This window comes from Saccharopolyspora sp. ASAGF58, from assembly GCF_012277335.1.
Lineage (GTDB): Bacteria > Actinomycetota > Actinomycetes > Mycobacteriales > Pseudonocardiaceae > Saccharopolyspora > Saccharopolyspora hattusasensis.
In genome coordinates this window covers 5,991,917-6,009,445 of the sequence record NZ_CP040605.1, presented here as the reverse complement: position 1 = coordinate 6,009,445, position 17,529 = coordinate 5,991,917, and the positions used below count along the sequence as shown (strand labels likewise).

At 67.2% G+C, this 17,529-nt stretch carries 17 protein-coding genes; 7 read left to right on the top strand and 10 right to left on the bottom strand.

All coding sequences use genetic code 11. The features are described 5' to 3' along the window. Nucleotides 1-15: 15 nt before the first annotated feature. Both FDZ84_RS28020 and FDZ84_RS28015 read right to left on the bottom strand, forming a co-directional pair. Nucleotides 16-942: a cyclase family protein gene (locus tag FDZ84_RS28020; protein WP_168588317.1), complete on the bottom strand. Its 927-nt coding sequence runs from the start codon at nucleotides 940-942 to the stop codon at nucleotides 16-18. Continuing rightward, nucleotides 939-2,420, bottom strand: a complete 1,482-nt coding sequence (locus tag FDZ84_RS28015; RefSeq protein ID WP_168588316.1) for a carboxyltransferase — start codon at nucleotides 2,418-2,420, stop codon at nucleotides 939-941. Before FDZ84_RS28015 ends, FDZ84_RS28020 begins: the two co-directional genes overlap by 4 nt. 267 nt (nucleotides 2,421-2,687) lie before the next feature. On the opposite strand from FDZ84_RS28015, the gene FDZ84_RS28010 reads away from it, so the two are divergent. Then, complete coding sequence (locus FDZ84_RS28010) at nucleotides 2,688-3,323, top strand: TetR/AcrR family transcriptional regulator (RefSeq protein ID WP_168588315.1); 636 nt, start codon at nucleotides 2,688-2,690, stop codon at nucleotides 3,321-3,323. A 53-nt stretch (nucleotides 3,324-3,376) separates the two neighbouring features. On the opposite strand, the gene FDZ84_RS28005 is transcribed toward FDZ84_RS28010, so the two are convergent. Continuing rightward, a complete protein-coding gene (locus FDZ84_RS28005; RefSeq protein WP_168588314.1) occupies nucleotides 3,377-4,459 on the bottom strand; it encodes an LLM class flavin-dependent oxidoreductase in 1,083 nt (360 codons plus the stop codon). A gap of 308 nt (nucleotides 4,460-4,767) precedes the next feature. Here FDZ84_RS28005 and FDZ84_RS28000 point away from each other — a divergent pair, with 308 nt between their 5' ends. Continuing rightward, nucleotides 4,768-5,154: a nuclear transport factor 2 family protein gene (locus FDZ84_RS28000; protein WP_168588313.1), complete on the top strand. Its 387-nt coding sequence runs from the start codon at nucleotides 4,768-4,770 to the stop codon at nucleotides 5,152-5,154. A 130-nt stretch (nucleotides 5,155-5,284) separates the two neighbouring features. Here FDZ84_RS28000 and FDZ84_RS27995 read toward each other — a convergent pair whose 3' ends face one another. Together FDZ84_RS27995 and FDZ84_RS27990 are read right to left on the bottom strand one after the other, a co-directional pair. Then, a complete protein-coding gene (locus tag FDZ84_RS27995) occupies nucleotides 5,285-6,172 on the bottom strand; it encodes an acyl-CoA dehydrogenase (RefSeq protein ID WP_168588312.1) in 888 nt (295 codons plus the stop codon). 6 nt (nucleotides 6,173-6,178) lie between these two features. Next, nucleotides 6,179-7,303: an acyl-CoA dehydrogenase family protein gene (locus FDZ84_RS27990; RefSeq protein ID WP_168588311.1), complete on the bottom strand. Its 1,125-nt coding sequence runs from the start codon at nucleotides 7,301-7,303 to the stop codon at nucleotides 6,179-6,181. Nucleotides 7,304-7,476: 173 nt separating this feature from the next. Here FDZ84_RS27990 and FDZ84_RS27985 point away from each other — a divergent pair, with 173 nt between their 5' ends. The 5 genes from FDZ84_RS27985 to FDZ84_RS27965 are packed head-to-tail and all read left to right on the top strand — an operon-like array spanning nucleotide 7,477 to nucleotide 11,400. Continuing rightward, complete coding sequence (locus tag FDZ84_RS27985) at nucleotides 7,477-8,310, top strand: enoyl-CoA hydratase/isomerase family protein (protein ID WP_210435151.1); 834 nt, start codon at nucleotides 7,477-7,479, stop codon at nucleotides 8,308-8,310. Nucleotides 8,311-8,343: 33 nt separating this feature from the next. Continuing rightward, complete coding sequence (locus FDZ84_RS27980) at nucleotides 8,344-9,600, top strand: bifunctional 3,4-dihydroxy-2-butanone-4-phosphate synthase/GTP cyclohydrolase II (RefSeq protein ID WP_168588310.1); 1,257 nt, start codon at nucleotides 8,344-8,346, stop codon at nucleotides 9,598-9,600. 3 nt (nucleotides 9,601-9,603) lie between these two features. Continuing rightward, a complete protein-coding gene (locus FDZ84_RS27975; protein WP_168588309.1) occupies nucleotides 9,604-10,440 on the top strand; it encodes a mycofactocin-coupled SDR family oxidoreductase in 837 nt (278 codons plus the stop codon). A gap of 10 nt (nucleotides 10,441-10,450) precedes the next feature. After that, complete coding sequence (locus FDZ84_RS27970; protein ID WP_168588308.1) at nucleotides 10,451-10,870, top strand: nuclear transport factor 2 family protein; 420 nt, start codon at nucleotides 10,451-10,453, stop codon at nucleotides 10,868-10,870. A 29-nt stretch (nucleotides 10,871-10,899) separates the two neighbouring features. Continuing rightward, nucleotides 10,900-11,400: a flavin reductase family protein gene (locus tag FDZ84_RS27965; protein ID WP_168588307.1), complete on the top strand. Its 501-nt coding sequence runs from the start codon at nucleotides 10,900-10,902 to the stop codon at nucleotides 11,398-11,400. A gap of 388 nt (nucleotides 11,401-11,788) precedes the next feature. Here the strand turns inward: FDZ84_RS27965 and FDZ84_RS27960 are convergent, their stop codons facing one another. Genes FDZ84_RS27960 through FDZ84_RS27940 form a run of 5 tightly spaced genes read right to left on the bottom strand, consistent with a single transcriptional unit; the run spans nucleotide 11,789 to nucleotide 17,529 of the window. After that, entirely contained in the window at nucleotides 11,789-12,664 is an 876-nt protein-coding gene (locus tag FDZ84_RS27960; protein ID WP_168588306.1) for an acyl-CoA dehydrogenase family protein, read from the bottom strand. An 8-nt stretch (nucleotides 12,665-12,672) separates the two neighbouring features. Next, nucleotides 12,673-13,809, bottom strand: coding sequence for an acyl-CoA dehydrogenase family protein (locus FDZ84_RS27955; RefSeq protein WP_246868479.1), 1,137 nt, complete (start codon nucleotides 13,807-13,809; stop codon nucleotides 12,673-12,675). Nucleotides 13,810-13,863: 54 nt separating this feature from the next. Beyond that, nucleotides 13,864-14,685 (bottom strand): enoyl-CoA hydratase-related protein, encoded by an 822-nt coding sequence (locus FDZ84_RS27950; protein ID WP_246868478.1) that lies wholly within the window; start codon nucleotides 14,683-14,685, stop codon nucleotides 13,864-13,866. Next, nucleotides 14,669-16,162, bottom strand: coding sequence for a carboxyltransferase (locus FDZ84_RS27945; RefSeq protein WP_168588304.1), 1,494 nt, complete (start codon nucleotides 16,160-16,162; stop codon nucleotides 14,669-14,671). The genes FDZ84_RS27950 and FDZ84_RS27945 overlap by 17 nt, the downstream gene beginning before the upstream one ends. A gap of 8 nt (nucleotides 16,163-16,170) precedes the next feature. Further along, nucleotides 16,171-17,529 carry an acetyl/propionyl/methylcrotonyl-CoA carboxylase subunit alpha gene (locus FDZ84_RS27940; protein ID WP_168588303.1) on the bottom strand — a complete coding sequence of 453 codons (1,359 nt, stop codon included), beginning with the start codon at nucleotides 17,527-17,529 and terminating at the stop codon, nucleotides 16,171-16,173.

Below are 17,529 nucleotides of genomic sequence, written 5' to 3'. Positions count from 1 at the left end.
TCCAATATGGACTGTTCAGAGAAGCGCGATCGCGTTCGCCGGTGAGCTGACACCGCCGCTGATCGGGAGCGGCACCCCGACGAAGAGGAAGTCGGCGCGTCCCTGGCGCGCGCAGCTCGCGGCCAGCGCTTCGAAGTCGAGCAGCTCTGCCAGTGCGAAGCCGAGGGCAGGAATGAGCCTGCGGTGCAGCGAGCCGTCCTCGCGGGTGCCCGGCCCGCGTTCGACGGCCGGATTGTCCGCGGCAACCGCAGCGATGCCGTTGTCCCACAGGAAACGTGCGGTGGATTCGGCGCCCGACAGGCCCGACCATGCCTTCACGGCCGAGGGCATGTCGTCGCCCGCGGCCGCGCGCCGCCGGTACTCGGCAGTCCAGCCGAACCGCAGGCAGAGGATATCGCCCCGGCGGAGTTCTATGCCTGCCTCGGCGGCGACCGCAGCCAGGTCCTCGGCGGTTACGGGATCACCTCCGAAGGGGTCGTGCGGCACTCCGGCCCGCTCCCAGTGCGCGGCGATGTCGAGGAGCACACCCCGGCCGACGATGCCGCGCGCGGCCCAGTGGTGCATGCCCAGCCGCTCCCTCACCTCGGCTTGGTCGGTTGTTCCGCCGAACCAGCCGTGCTCGCGAGCGCGGACGTGGCCGAGCCCGTCCCACTGCGACGACGCCTGCGGATTGAAGGAGCCGAGGGTGTCCTCGAAGGTGTTGCGGTCGTGCGGAAACACCTCGTGCGTCACCGCGGCACGGCCGAACAGGGGCGGGTCGAAAGCGTCCAGGCTCAGGTTGAGCGGCACGACCTCACCGGTCCGCACCAGGCCGGCCGCGTGCACAACCTCATCCGGGGACAGACGGGACAAGGTGCCCAGCGACGCCGGCAACACATCCCACGCGTGGGGGACGCCGAGAGTTCCGAGTTCGGGCAGCGCGTCGTAGGCCGGTTCGCTCATCGCACGTTTCCCTTTCGTCCAAGCCGGATCTCCATTCCCGGCCGCGTCACGTGCAGTGAAGTCACCGAACTCTCCTCCGCTATGAGGTCGACCAGCTCCCCGACGATCGAATTCGCCGAGCGCCGGGGGTCCGTTCTGATCGGGCCTGCCGTCTTCATGGCGTCGACCTCCTCGTCCGAGGTGAGGTAGCGCAGCAGCAATTCCTCGTCGGAGATGCCGAGGGGGAACTTGCTCCGGATCTCCTCGATCGATGGCTGTGGGCGCACCCAGTCCGCGAGCTTCTGCGCACGGTCGCTCGCGAGGATCCTGTCCTGGACGTCCGGGTCCAGCGGAGCCGCCAACGGGCCGTAGTGCTCCAGCGCGTAGTGCACGACCTCGTCCGGGACCAGCCGGTAGCGGTCACCGGTGACGATGTTGAGGACAGCCTGGATGCCCACGAACTGGGAGAACGGCGTCGCCATGATCGGGTGCCCCAGCTCCTCGCGGACCCTGGGGATCTCGTCCAGCACATCGTCCAGCCGGTGGGCCATCCCGTGGGTGGCCAGCTGATTTTTCAGTGTCCCGGTCATACCGCCCGGAAGCTGGTGCTGGTAGATCCGCGGGTCGTACTCGGCGGGGGTCCCGGGCTCGAACCCTGCGTCACGCGCGGCCCAGATGAAGTTCTCCTCCACCGGTGGCAGCTGGTCCACGTCGAGGCCGTGCGAGTAGCCCATCGTGTCCAGGATCGGGAGCATGCCCTCGGTGCTTGGCAGCGAGGGCCCGTTGGCCATCGGCCGGGACGCGGTGTGCAGGATCGTGAACCCGGCTTTGACGCCCTCGATGTAGTTGTGCTGCGCCAGGCCCGTGGAGGCGTGGCAGTGCAGCTCGAGCGGGATTGTGCCGGTGGCCTCCCGGATCGCCGGGAGCAGCGTGCGGGCGCGCTCGGGGGTGAGCACGCCGGGAGCGTCCTCGACGTAGATCGTCTCCACGCCTTCCCAGCTCGCCATCTCCTTGGCCCTCGCGGCGAAGAACGCGTCGTCGTGCACACCGGTCAACCCGTACATGATCGCGGGCACGGCTTGGCCACCGGACTCGTAGATCACCTTCGCCAGCCGGCGCATCGTCGACATGTCGTAGAGGCAGTCGTAGATCCAGAAGCTAGTCACGCCGTGCTTGATCAGGGTCCGCACCCACAGGTCGACGATCGCGTCGGGCGCCATCGCGAACCCGATCACGGCGGTGGTGCGCATGCCCGCGCGCAGAACGTTGTTCGGGAGGTTCCGCACGAGGAAGTCGGTCGAGGCCCACGGGTCGTCCTTGAACTCACGCAGCAGCACCGTGAACATCCCGGGGCCCGTCAGGTCGACGACCCGGAACCCGGTGCGATCCAGGTGCGGCAAGGCGTCCGCGGCCTGGTAGGCGCGCATGCGCAGACCCCACAGGCTCTGCTGGCCGTCACGCAGCGTCTGGTCCACGAATTCGATGGTCGGACTGCTCACGGATGTCTCCTTTGACCGCGCAGGATTCGGTCGCGCGCCACGCTGGCGAGACGGACGTGACGGGAACGAGCCCCAGAAATCTACCAAACAGCTGGTTGTCTATCAACGTCCACCATGTATTCGCTGGTGACAAACAGAAGACGACACGTCGATTGGATGGCACACCTGTTTGTTCAACAAATCCGGTTGGTTGTATTGTGGTCGGCAGGGACGTAACCGAAGAGGCTTCGCGACGATCATCGACGAAGGCGACACGAGGGGACGAGAATGGCGACGAAATCCAAGGCCAGGACGACCGACCGGCGCAACCGGGAACCGGAGATCCTCGCCGCGGCGATCCAGGTCTTCCACCGAAAGGGCTACGCCGCCGCGTCGCTTCAGGATGTCGCCGACATCGTCGGAGTCCTGAAAGGGAGCCTGTATCACTACATATCCTCCAAGGAGGATCTGCTCGCGCGCATCTGCGTGGAGTCGCACCAGCAGTCCTCGGTGATCATGCAGAAGTCTCTCGACGCCGCCGACAATCCACTGGACCAGCTACGCGCATTCCTGCACGCGACCGCGGTGTGGTACCTCACCAACATCGAGCGGGTCAGCATCTACTTCAACGAGGGCAAATGGCTCACCGGCGACCGTCTCGACGAGGTCCGCGGCCAGGGCAGGGAGTTCCACACGTTCATCCGGTCGCTGATCGACAAGGCGCGCACCGAGGAGCGGATCCGCGCCGAAATCGACCCCCGTGTCGCCGCACAGCTGATCGTGGGCGCACTGAACAGCATCCCCACGTGGTACCGACCGGACGGCCTGTACTCCCCGGAGGAGGTCGCCGGCATTTACACCGACATGACGCTCGCGTCGCTGTGCAACCCCGCCCCACCCGCCGCTCAGGCGAAAGCGGACTGACGGCGGCAGGGGCGCTCACAGCATCCGCGAGCGCCCCTGCCGCTCCGGCATTGTCAGCTCACCGCCGCACTGGGCAGCTTCACGCGGGGAGCAACCTCCTGCGCGAGCAGCCGCAGCGACTCGTTCCACGGCGACGGGTCGTCCATGTAGTCGTAGTCGTAGATCATGATGGTGCCGAAGCCGCCGACGTTCTCCTGGAACTCCTCGAACTTCGCCGCGACGGTGTCCGGGCTACCGCAGATCCACACGTGCTCGGCGAGGAAGTCAAGATCGATGTCGGCCGAGTTCACACCGGTTCCCTCGGCCAGGCCGTCGATGATCCCGAACTGCTTGTAGACCGGCAGCAGGTACTCGGTCCACGCCTTGCCCATGCCACCCTCCTTGGCCAGACGCTTGGCCTCGGCGTCGGTCTCTGCGACGAACACGTCGCGCACCACGTGGTGATCCTCGCGTTCGGCCGGGCGACCGGCCTGTGCCGCGGCGTCGGAGTAGATCTTCCAGTGGTTCTTGACGAAGGGGACGCCCGAGTACACCGACAGCGGCAGGTAGCCGTGCGCGCCGGCAAAGCGGATCGACGGCGAGTTGGCGCTGAGGCCGGTGACGCCCATCCGCACCTTCCCACCATGCGGCAGCACGTTGCGGAACGGGTGGTTCGGGTCCTCCTCCGGGAAACCGGCCTTGAAGAACTCGCCCTCGTGGTGGAAGGGTTCCCCCTTCCAGATCCGCTCCATGATTTCGATGGCCTCGGAGAGCATCTTGTGGTTGTCCGACAGGTCTGTAAAACCACGCAGCGTCCCGTCCGCGGGGTAGGCGCCCGCGCCGACCCCGAGGATGTACCGCCCCTCGAGCACCTGCGTCAGCCAGGCGATCTGGATCGCCAGCGACGCGGGGTTGTGATACGGCAGGAGGTGCGCACCGGGAGCCAGGATGATGTTCTCGGTGTTGAGCGCACAGGCCGACAGCACCATCTCCGGGTTCGGGAGGCATTCCCAGGACTGAGTCGCGTGCTCGCCGACCCAGTACTCGGTGCAGCCGACCTGGTCGGCAACCGTCGCCCGATCGACCGCCCATTTGAACACCTCGCGCGCCGAGCGCGTAGGCGGCATGAACGGGGTCTGGAACACAGCAGCGTGCACGGGTAGCTCCTTTGCCGATTGTGTACGTGCTTCCGTCATGCGAGGGAAGCCTAGCGATACGAAGCCGGACAGGATTTACACCAACCAACCGACTGTTTTGGCGAGCATATCCAGGGCTTGACACCTAGTCAACCTGGCGTTCTCAGCTTTTTTGCGGTCGACATAGCTTGCCTACCTACCGGATGTTTTGCTAATTTCCGAGCGTCGGACTCCAGCGCGGGGGTCCAATCCCGCCCGCGAGTCTGACGTCCTCCAGCCGTCCGTCTCCCCCCAGGCGGGTGTCCTCCCGCCGACTCCGAGGAGTACGCATGACCACTTCGAACAAGGTTGGCCCACTCGAGTTCGCCGACAACTTCATCGACTCCTACAACAGCGGCGACCTCGACCGGATCACCGCCCTCCTGTCGGAGGACGTTCGGTTCGTCCACCACAACCGCGGCGTCGACGTGCAGGGCAAGGATGCCGCTCGGAAGCTGCTCGAGACCTACGGGGAGCTCTTCCCCGGCAAGGCGTTCAGCAACCGCCGCAGCATCGCTACCTCCGGCGACCGGGTCTTCGTCGAGCACACTTGGGGAGGCAAGGCCATGGCAGACGTGCCGGGCTGGGCCGCTGCGGGCGAGACCGTGAGCCTCGACCTGGGCACGTTCATGACCGTGCGCGACGGACTGCTCGTCGAGTACCACGACTACGGCTGATTCCTGCTGCCGGACAACCGGGGAGTGCTCCGCCGAGCGGTGTAGCACTCCCCGTCGTCGTTTCCGGGACTGTGCCGAAGAAATCCGTCCCACCCGGTACCCGCGAGCGCGGGCACCGGGTGGCGGGCTACTACTCTTGGAACAGGCCCTGCACTAGCTCTCGCAGGGCGATCACGTGTCGCAGGTACACGTGCACGCCCATTTCCCAGGTGAATCCCATACCACCGTGGATTTGGATGGCGCTCTCGATGACCTCACGCGCGGTGGCCAGGGCGTGCAGAGTCAGGCGGCGGGTGCTGATCGATTCGACGCCTTCTCGGAAGTCATCGGCGGCTGCCCACAGCACCGCGGTCTCCGCGCGCTCGGTCAGTTCGAGCATGTGCGCGGCGCGGTGCTTGATGGCTTGGAAGCCCCCGATGGGTACGCCAAACTGCTTGCGCCCCTTGGCGTATTCCACTGCGTCACGAAGGCACCGTTTCGCTGCCCCAACACTCTCGGCGGCCCACAGGACCGCGAGCTCACGCGAGGCAACGGGGTCGAAGACGGTCGTCTCCCCCACCTGCGTCGGGCGCAGGGTCAGCGGGAACGAGTCGGTGACACCACCGGTGGCGGACAGGAAGCCGTCACGCCTGGCCAGGACGCGGATCCCGGGCTCGTTCCCGTACGGAGCCAGCGGGCCGACGCCGGGCGAGAACACCGACACAGTGACCGGACCGCGGTGCTCACGAGCCGTGGTGGACCACCGTTTCGCGGCCAGTGAGACCACGAGCGGCAGCGGGACGCAGAACTCGCCCCACACCATCGCGACCTCGACCAGGTCACGCAACGACGCGCCAGCGCCGCCGGCCTCCTCGGGTACGCCGATCTCGTCCCATCCGCCGTCCCGCAGGGTTTTCCAGCCCAGCAGGTCTTCTTCGGTGTAACGGGCGATCGGTTCACCGGCGAGCGAGCGAGTCAGCAGGTCCCGGATGCCCTCGGCAGCCAGGGCACCGATCTTGCCTGCGATCAACTGTGTCATGGCACCTCACTTCGGCAGGCCGAGCACGCGCTCGGCCATGATGTTGCGCTGGATCTCCGACGAACCGGAGTAGATCGACGACGCCCGGGTCTCCAAGTACTGGTGGCGCCAGTGGGCGCGGTGCTCCGGACAGGATGTCTCGATCGCGAGTTGGGTCATCTGCTGCCAGAGCTCGCTCCAGGTCAGCTTCAGGACCGAAGAGGCACGGGCGAAGGCCACAGGGTCGTCTACCAGTTCGACGGCCTTGCTCACCTGCCACCGGACCAGCTCGAGCCGGACGTCGAAGTCCTCGGTATCGAGCGTGCGCCCGACCCTGGCCGCGCAGCAGCGCAGCAGCAGGTCCATGTCACCGCGCATCTCGACATATCGCGTGATGCCCTCGATCGCGCCGCGCTCGTTCTGCAGCACGGTCATCGCGACCTTCCAGCCCTCACCCTCACCGCCGAGCCGGTCGTGGTCGGCGACCCACACGTCCTCGAAGAAGACCTCCGCGAAATGGGAGGTGCCGGAAATCTGCTTGATCGGGCGCACGGTCACGCCGGGCTGCTTCATGTCCAGCAGAAGCATCGACAGGTTGCGGTAGCGCGGGGCGTCGGGGTCCGTCCTGGCCAGGAACAGGCTGCGGTCGGCGACGTCGGCGAAGCTGGTCCAGATCTTCTGGCCGGTGACCCGATAGCCATTCCCATCGCGCCGCGCCGTGGTGGAGACGCTGGCCAGGTCCGATCCGGCGCCCGGCTCGGAAAAGCCCTGGCACCAGATCTGCTCACCGGACAGGATCCCGGGCAGGAACCGTGCTTGTTGCTCAGGGGTCCCGTGCACGATCAATGTAGGCGCGGTGAGGATCTTGCCGATCCGCCCGAATCCCTCAGGCGCATGTGCGCGGGCCGCGAGTTCGTGGAAGGCGACTTCCTCAGCCAGCCCCACCCCCTGTCCGCCGTACTCCCGCGGCAGCGACAGACCGGCGTACCCGCCCCGGTGGAGCTGCTTGTCCCACTCGCGGCGCACTGCGGTGATCTCCTCGGGCGACAGCGAGCTCCGCTGCGTTCGCCACCGTTCGGGCACGGCCTCACGGAGCCACTGCTCGGCGTCTTCGGAGAACCGCGACAGGTTCCCCCGCTCGGACGGCGTCATCGCCACCTCACCTTCCCAGTTCCCAACCGACTATTAGGTAGACTACGAATCAACTCATCGTTCCGTCAATGACAACGGGTCAACTCAGGAATTATGATGCTTACTAAGCCTTGAAAAGATATTCAACCAACCGGTAGGTTGTGATCCTCACAGTGCCGTGATGAGGAGGACTGGTGCCCGAGCGGAACGAAACTGCGAACGACACATCTTCCGAGATGCGCCTCGAGCGCGAAGGGCCGATCGCGTGGTTGACCTTTGATCGGCCGGATCGGCTCAACGCGCTGTCCATGCGCATGCTCGACGAACTCGCCGCGCACCTGGCCACGCTGGAGAGCTCCGACGCGCGGGTGGTCGTGCTGCGCGGCGCGGGCCGCGCATTCTCGGCCGGTTACGACGTGTCCGGTGACTCCGAGGAGATCGGCGACGCGCACACTCGGAGCTCGGTGGCCGACCGCGACCGGCAAGCGGCCTACATCGACCGATTCATCCGGATCTGGCGACATCCGCAACCGGTCATCGCCGCTGTCCACGGGTACTGCATGGCCGGGGCCACCCAGCTCGCGTTGTTCTGCGACATCACCGTCGTCGCCGAGGACACGCAGATCGCTGCCTCTCCCGCGATCCCCCTGGGTGGCGGGTTCATCTCGCCCCTGTGGTCGTTCCAGGTCGGACCACAGCGCGCGAAGGAGATGTCGTTCGTGCCCGGTCGCCGCATCGACGGGCGCACGGCCGTGGGGTGGGGCTTCGCCAACGCGGCGGTCCCGGCCGGGGAGCTGGAGAAGTACGTGCGCGAGCTGGCGCTGTCCATCGCGAAGACACCCGCGTCGATCCTGCGGATGAAGAAGCTCGCCGTCAACCGGGTGCAGGAAATGAGCGGGTTCCTAACCGTGGCCGGCATGGGCGCCGATACCGACGCGCTGATCCACACCACACCCGACGTGACCGAGTTGCAGGAACTGGTCAAGGAGATCGGCCTCAAGCAGGCCATCGCACGCTTCCGCAGCTGACGAGCCGGTCGGCCGGAACAAGGAGGTTTCCCAATGCTCACGACACCAGCCGAAGCAGTCCGGCGGGCCGTCACGGCACTCGCCGAAGGACGGATGATCGTCGTGGTCGACGACCACGACCGCGAAAACGAGGGCGATCTCGTCCTCGCTGCGGACAACGTGACTCCCGAACAGATGGCGTTCCTGGTGCGGCACACGACCGGCATCGTGTGCACCCCGATGACCGGTGATCGTGCGGACGCGCTCGGCCTACCGCTCATGGTCGAGGACAACACCGACGCCCACGGCACCGCGTTCACCGTCTCCGTCGACCACGTCGATGCAGGCACCGGGGTCTCGGCGACGGCCCGCGCGCTCACCTGCCGAGCCCTGGCCGATTCCGCCACCTCGCCGGAACAGCTACGCCGCCCAGGACATCTTTTCCCGTTGCGCGCGAGAGAAGGCGGCGTGCTCGTTCGTGCCGGGCACACCGAGGCTGCGGTGGATCTCTTGCGGCTGGCCGGACGCGGCCCCGTCGGTGTCATCAGCGAGCTGGTCGCCGCCGACGGGGAAATGCTCCGCGGCGCGGAGCTCACCGAGTTCGTAGTCGACAACGACCTGCCACGGCTCGCGATCGCCGACCTCGTCCGCTACCGCAGGGCGACCGAGGAGCTGGTCGAGCCGATCAGTGAGTCCGCGATGCCGACCGTATTCGGCGACTTCCGCGCCCTGGCCTACCGCTCCAAGCTCGACGGCACCGAGCACCTGGCGCTCGTCCTCGGCGACATCGCCGCCGAGGGGCGCACCGAACGCGGCGCCCTGGTGCGCGTCCACAGCGAATGCCTCACCGGCGACATCGTCGGCTCGCTGCGCTGCGACTGCGGCGCCCAACTCGAACAGGCGCTGCGGGCGATCGCCGAGGAGGGTTGCGGCGCCGTCGTCTACCTCCGTGGTCACGAGGGCCGGGGAATCGGGCTAGGCCACAAGATCCGCGCCTACGCGCTACAGGAGCAGGGCCTGGACACGGTCGACGCCAACCTGGCGCAGGGGCTGCCCGTCGACTCCCGAAGCTACGGCGTGGGCGCCCAGATCCTTGGCCACCTCGGTGTTCGCAGGCTCCGGCTCATCACCAACAACCCGGCCAAGTACGGCGGGTTGGAGGGCTACGGGCTGGAGATCGCAAACCGGGTCTCACTCCCAGTCAACCACAACCCGCACAACGTCCGTTACCTGCGCACCAAACGGGAGCGGCTGGGGCATCTGTTAGCCGACGCCGAACGATCGACCGCAGACCAGCAGAGGAGCTCGTGAAACATGACGGGACGTGTCGAGGGCAAAGTCGCCTTCATCACCGGAGCTGCCCGCGGCCAGGGCCGCGCGCACGCGATCACGCTGGCTCGGGAGGGCGCGGACATCATCGCGGTCGACATCTGCGAGGACATTCCCGGCGTCCCCTACCCCGGCGGCAGCCGCGAGGAACTTGCCGAGACGGCGAAAGCCGTTGAGGCACTGGGCAAGCGGATCATCACGTCGGTCGCCGACGTGCGTGACCTCCCCACTCTGACAGCGGTGGTCGACCGAGCGGTGGCCGAGCTCGGCAGACTCGACATCGTCGCCGCCAACGCGGGGATCGCGGCGGCACCCACCACGGCGCCTGGCATGGACTACTCCGTGTGGCAAGACATGATCGACATCAACCTTAACGGCGTCTATCACACCTGCCGGGCTGCTATCCCGCACATCCAGGCGGGCGGACGCGGCGGCGCGATCGTCATCACCAACTCGGTCGCCGGCCTGCATCCCTTCGCCAACATTCCGCACTACGTGACCGCCAAGCACGGGATCGTCGGGTTGGCCAAGTCCCTCGCGCTCGAACTCGGCCCCGGAAGCATCCGCGTCAACAGCATCCACCCCACCCAGGTGGCCACGCCGATGGCGGACAACGAGGCGACCTGGAGGATGTTCCGGCCCGACCTTGACAATCCCACGCGCGAGGACTTCCTCGAAGCCGCCCGCATGCTGCAGGTGCTGCCTACCCCGTGGGTCGAACCCGAGGACATCGCCAACGCGCTGCTGTTCCTGGTCTCCGACGACGCCCGCTTCATCACCGGCGCCGCGCTCCCCGTCGACGCGGGCGCCCTGCTGAAATGACGGATGCACCATGACCAAACCGGAGATCGCCGAGCTTTACGCGCGCTACGCGCAGTACTACGACGACGGGCGCGCCGAGGAGTTCGGCTTGCTGTTCACCACTACCGCGACGTTCATCCGTGCACCCGGTGCCGAGCCGGTGACCGGGCGGCACGCGATCGCCGACCTGGTCACCGCCGCCGGGACCCCGACCGGAATCCGGCATCTGGTCTCGTCCGTGATCGTCGACAGCGGGCTCGGCGAAGTGGCTTATGGAGCCGCCTACGTGCAGGTCCTGGCGGTGGATGAGGACGCGGTGCGCCTGGTGACGCTGGGCCGCTACACCGACGAATTCCATTACGAGGACGGCGCCTGGCGGTTCCACGCCCACCAGTACGAACCGTTCACCGGGGCGGTCCTGCGCGGCGCCATCCTCGCCGGAGACGCCTGACAGTCCCTTCTAGTTCGTGGAAGGTAAAGATGATCCAGCTCGAACCGCTGACCGGCGACCCGCGCACGCTCCGGCAGGCCTTCGGCTGCTTCCCGTCCGGGGTAACGGCCGTGTGTACGCTGGTCGACGGGGTACCCGTCGGCATGGCCGCCAGCTCGTTCACCTCGGTCTCGATGGACCCACCTCTCGTGTCGGTCTGCGTGCAGGACACGTCTGCGACGTGGCCCAAACTCCGGCCCCGGACACGCCTCGGCGTCAGCGTCCTCGCCGAAGGGCATGATGCCGAATGCCTGAGCCTGTCCCGGAAGGAAGGCGACCGGTTCGCCAAGGTGTCGTGGGAAGCGACGTCCGATGGCGCCGTCTACGTCCATGGCGCGACGGCGTGGCTGAACTGCTCCGTGGAACGTGAGCTGCCTGCGGGCGATCACGCGATCGCCCTGCTTCGCATCCACGGCCTGCGCGCCGATCCTGGTGCGGCTCCCCTCGTCTTCCACGGCAGCCGCTTCCGCACCCTCGCCGCAGTCGACTGAGGACGTCATGATCACACCGCTCAGGACTGTTGCGCAGTTGATCACCTACGGGCGCCGTCCATCACCCCAGACGAATCGCGGTGATCGACCCCGGCGGCCTTGGAAGGGCTCGCCGAGGCCGCCGGAACTCGCGTGATCGAGGACTGGGGAATGACCGAGAATTCCGGCTCTTCTGCTGCTTCCGTGGGTGTCAGGTTCGTCGTGGGTGGGTGGCCGTCGAGGCGGCGAAGCCTCGTGGACGGCGCAATTTCGCGAGAAATTGGCGTTCACCCGGGTGACGGTCAATTTCTCGCGAAATCGCCACCTTGCAGGCGGGGCGGTTGGCGATTTCGCCCAAAAAGTTCCGGCTGTTTGCCGGCTGATCGGCCCTGGAGGAAGTCCACGCCGATCAGCCGTGGACTTCCTCCAGGGCGGAGACGAGCTCGCGGGCCATCATCATCTGCCGCAGCGGGAAATGCAGGCCCATCTCCCAGGTAAAGCCGAGGCCGCCGTGCACCTGGACGGCCAGCTCGGCGATGTCGATGCCGCGATCGATCGCGAACAACGCGCCGCGGAACGCCTCCCCTGGCCGCTCGGCGGCCCAGATGACCGCGGTCTCTGCCAGTTCGGCCGCGATCGCGGCGTCGGCGAGGTGGTGTTTGACAGCCTGGAACGCACCGACCGGCCTGCCGAACTGCTTGCGCTCGGTGACGAAGGCGGTCGAGTCGAACAGAAGCCGCTCGGCACCGCCGGCGGCCTCTGCCGCCAGCAGGATGGCGATCTCCCGGGCGACCGTATCCGTGAGCGCGGTCCTGGCATCCGACTCGATGCCGAGCATCGTTAGCGCCAGGGTATCCGATTCACCCCCGGGCACGTCGGCCAGTTCGTCGGCTCCGGCACCGAGCCCCGTCGCCAGACGGATGCCCGCCACCTGGCCGAACGGGACGTAGTACCGCGTCGTGCCGGACAACGGCAGCGCCAGCGTGACCGGCCCATCATGCCCTGCGGCAGCCGCGGAGTGACGCTTGGCGACGAGAGTCGGGATCAGCGGCAGCGGGACACAGCCATACCCCCAGGCGCGAGCGACCTCCGCGAGATCACGAACAGAAGCGCCGTTCTCGGGATGACCGATGAGATCCCACCCGCCGGAGGCCAGGACGTTCCACGACACCGGCGATTCGCCCTCGGCGTAGGTGGCTATCGGCGAACCCGAAGTCGCCCGGCGCAGTACGTCCCGGATCGCCTCCGCGCCCAGAGTGCCCACTTCGGACGGTGTGGTGGTCATGGTGTGTGTCATCGCGGCAGTCCCAGGATGCGTTCGGACAGGATGTTGCGCTGAATCTCGTTGGTTCCGGAGTAGATGCTCACGGCTCGCGCCTCCAGGTACTGGTAGCGCCAGTGCTCGCGGTGAATGTGCGGGGCGGTGGACAGCCCCAGACGGGTCACGTCCTGCCACAGTTCACTCCACATCACCTTGAGGACCGACCCCGAACGCTGGAACGCGCTGTCCGCATCGACCTCGCGGTCGACGACCTTGGCGAGCTGCCAGCGCAACAGCTCGGCCCGGACGTCGAGTTCGCGCAGGCGGTCGGCCAGCTCCGGCCGGTGCCCGACCGTCTTGAGCAGCAGGTCGAGATCGGAACGGATCTCGACGTACCGGGTGGCCGTCTCGACTCCACCGCGCTCGTCGCCGAGCACCCGCATGGCGACCTGCCAGCCCTCGCCGTCGGCGCCGACGCGGTCGTCCTCGGCGACGAAGACGTCGTCGAATCGGACCTCGGCGAAATGGATGGCACCGGAGATCTGCTTGATGTCGCTGATCGTGATGCCCGGCTGGGTCATGTCGACCAACAGCATGCTCAGGTTGCGGTAGCGCCCGGCGTCGGGCTGGGTCTGCGCGAGCACGAGGCAGCGTTGTGCGTGCTGCGCGAAGGACGTCCACACCTTGCGCCCGGTCAGTAGGTAGCCGCCTTCTACCTGGCGCGCGCGGGTCTGGACGCCGGCCAAGTCGGATCCGGCTTCGGGCTCCGAGAAGCCCTGGCACCACACCTCCTCGCCGCGCATCATCGGCGGTAGGTAGGCCCCGCGCTGCGCGGGCGTACCGCTCTTGATCAGCATGGGCGCAACGAGTGTCTTGCCCACCCGAGTGAGTCCGTCGGGTGCCTGGACCTTGCCTGCGAGGACGTGGAACACCACCTCCTCGGCCAGACCGAGGCCGCGTCCACCGTACTCCGCGGGGATGGACAGACCTGAGTAACCGCCCTCCCACAGGATGCAGTCCCACTCACGGCGCAGTGCGTCGGAATCTTCACCGGTCAGCCGGCCGCGGTTCTCCCTCCACCGGGCGGGCACCGCGGTCGCGAGCCACCTCTGCGCCTCGGACGCGAAGGTCTCGAGGTCGTTGGCACCGCGTGTCGCCACGGATGTCACGATCTTCCTCCATAAGCGGTTGTGTTCACCACGAGCGCGGGCGGCGCTTGCGGTTCAGGCGTCGCGGCCGAATGTGTCGGTGAACGATGCGTTGAACGCCGCGATGGCACCTTTCAGGCCGAGCGACTTGATCGACTCCTGGAAGTGCTTGACCTCCGGAGTCTGGTGCAGCAGGGCATCTGTCTCGGCGCCAGTGCGAGCGTGGGTGAGCAGACCCTGGTGCTCGACCATGCGGTTGACCGCTTCCTTTTTTAGGCGCAGCAAGGGCGCGGGGGTGCGCGCAAGCGAATGCGCGGTGCGCCGGACGTAGGTCGCCAGCTCCTCCGCGGGCACCGCTTCCGCCGCCCATCCCCAGTCCACCGCGACCTTCCCCGAGATCTTCCGGCCAGCATCGAACGACATCAACTTCGCTCGCTGGGGCCCGACCCGGTGCACCCACAGCGGAGAGAGGTAACCGCCTCCCAACGGCAACGCGGGAGACGTCATGATCCCCGCGTCCTCGGCCACGATCGTGATGTCGCACAAGGAGGCCAGTTGCGCACCGCCAGCCACGCAGTGGCCGTGAACCTGCGCGATAACCGGCTGCGGGTGCCGCCATATCCGGGTGAACAACTCGATGTTGGCCAGCAACCGATCACGGTCCTGCACCGGCGTGCGCTCGGCCGCGTAACCGACCTCCGCGGAGTCCGGCGCGATGTCGTAACCCGCGCAGAACGACCGTCCCGCGCCGCGGATGACGACCACACCGGCGTCGGTCGACTCGCTTTCCTCCAGCGCGTAGCCGAGGCTTTCCAAAAGCTCGTCGGACAGCGCATTGAGTCGCTCGGGGCGGTTCAGCGTCAGCCAGGTGACAGGACCGTCACGCTCGACCAGCAAGCATTCCCCCACGGCAGTTCCCCTTCCGCAGCTTCAGGCCGAAGTCCGGAGTCGACACCGCGAACGAACGGCTCCCGCCGGGGTTGCCGATCAGATCGAGGATCGCGTCGACGATTTGGTTCGCACTGCGCCGCGGGTCGGTCCGCACCGGGCCGTTCGCGATCGTCTGGTCGACCTCTTCGTCGGAGAACATGTACCGCAGCAGCAGTTCCTCGTCGGAGATACCGCTCGGGAAGTGATTGCGGATTTCGGCCAGCGAGGGATCCGGCCGTTCCCAGTCCGCCAGCTGTTTGGCGCGCGGAGTGCTCAGGATCCGGTCCAGCACGTCGGGCGCGATCGGTGCGGGCAGCGGACCGTAGTGACCGAGGGCGTAGTGGACGACCTCGTCGGGCACCATCTCGTAGGGCTTGCCGGTGACTGTGTTGAGCACGGCCTGGATGCCGACGAACTGCGAGAAGGGCGTCGCCATGATCGGTGAGCCCAGCTCGACGCGGACCTGCGGGATCACCTCGAGGACTTCCTGCAGGCGGTGTCCCATGCCGTGGCGCTCGAGCTGATTGATCAGCGTCCCGGTCATCCCGCCCGGCAGCTGGTGCTCGTAGATCCGCGGGTCGTACTCGGCCGGCGCGCCGAGCGGATGGTTTCCCACCCGGGCAGCCTGCTCGAATGCCTCCGCGACGGGACCGAACGTCGAGGTGTCCAGGTCCTGCGTATGGCCAAGGCTCTCGACGATCACGCTCATCATCTCGGTCGAGGGCAGCGACGGTCCATTGGCCAGCGGTCGCGACGCGGTGTGCAAGCGCTGGAATCCGCTTTCCATCGCGACGATGTAGTTGTGCTGCGCAAGCCCGGTCGTGTTGTGCGCGTGCATCTCCAACGGGATGTTCCCGGTCGCGGCGCGGATCGCCGGCAGCAGCGTCTTCGCACGCTCCGGCTTCAACACGCCAGCGGCGTCCTCGATGTAGACCGACTCCACACCTGGCCACGAGGCCATGTGCCCGGCTCGCTCGGCGAAGAACGCGTCATCGTGCACATCGGTCAGGCCGTACATCAACGCGGGTACCGGCTGCCCGCCTGCCTTGGTGACCACGTCGACCATGTGCCTCATGGTTTCCATGTCGTAGAGGCAGTCGTAGAGCCAGAAGCTCGTCGAACCGTGCTTGATCAACGTCGTGATCCACAGGTCGAGGATCACCTGCGGAGTGGGCGCGAACCCGACGCAACTGATGGTGCGCAAGCCCGAGCGCAGCTCGTTCTCGCCGAGACCGGCGACGAGGAAGTCCAGGGTTCCCCACGGGTCGTCGTGGTACTCGCGCAGCAGCACGGTGAACATGCCAGCGCCGGTGAGATCGATCGTGCGATACCCGGCGCGCTTGAGGTACGGCAACGCGGGCGCGGCCTCGAAGGCGCGCATTCGCATGCCCCACAGGCTCTGCTGACCGTCGCGCAGGCTCTGGTCGACGAAATCGATGTGCATGAACTCTCCTAGTCCTCCAGCCACGAGGGCAGGAACTGCTCCTCGAGCCAGCGGGTAGTCACCGGGCCTTGGGCGAATGCGGGATCGCCGAGAATGGCGCGGTGGACGCCGACGGTTGTCGAAATGCCCTCGGCACGGGTGCGCTCGAGCGTCCGACGCATCAGGTCGACGGCCGCGGGGCGGTCAGCCGCATGCACGATCACCTTCGCGACCAGCGAGTCGTACCAGGGAGCGACCACAGCACCGTCGTGCGCGTAGGTGTCGACGCGGACACCCGCCCCCTGCGGAACGGTCCACTTCTCGATCCGGCCCGGGGTGGGCCGGAAGTCGCTGCGCGGGTCCTCGGCGTTGATGCGGCACTCAATGGCGTGACCGGCCAGGCGCACGTCCTCCTGCCGGAACGACAGCGGCTCACCGCGGGCGATACGCAACTGCTCGCGCACGATGTCGACGCCGGTGACCATCTCCGTGATCGGATGCTCGACCTGGACGCGGGCGTTGACCTCGAGGAAGACGTAACGGTGGGTCTTGGCGTCGACCAGGAACTCCACGGTCCCCGCGCCCACGTAACCCAGCGCCCGGCACAGCTCCACCGCAGAGGTGCGGATCGCCTCGGCGAGCTCCTCGGGCAGGCCCGCGCCCGGTGCTTCCTCGATGATCTTCTGGTATCGGCGCTGCGTCGAACAGTCCCGCTCGCCGAGGTGACAGACGTTGCCGTGCGTGTCGGCGAGGATCTGCACCTCGACATGGCGCGCCTTCTCGATGTAGGGCTCCAGGTATACGGTGCCGTCACCGAACGCACGCTCGGCCTCGGTGGAGGAACGGGCGAAACCCTCCCGCAAATCCGCCACGTCGCGCACGATCGTCATGCCGCGGCCGCCACCCCCTGCGGAAGCCTTCAGCAGCAACGGGAAGTTGTCCAGCGCTTCCGCTGCGCGCACGGCGTCCTCGACGTCACGCAGGCCGGGGGTGCCCTTGCCGGTCGGGATTCCGGCCTTCTCCGCCACCTCGCGGGCGCCGAGCTTCGACCCCGAACGGCGCATGATGTCGGCGGGCGGCCCGACATAGGTGATCTTGTTCTCCTCGCAGGCGTCGACCAGCTCCGGACGCTCGGACAGGAAGCCATAGCCGGGATGCAGAGCGTCGCACCCGGCGTAGAGCGCCGCCGCGACCACGCGATGGACCGACAGGTAACTCTCCGACGCCGACGCGGGCCCGATGACGACAACTCGGTCGGCCAGCCGGGCCGCAAGCGAATCGGTGTCGGCCGCCGAGACGACCAGGACACTCTCGATGCCCTCGTCGAAGCAGGCGCGCACGATCCGGACGGCGATCTCGCCACGGTTGGCGATGAGAAGGCTGCGCAT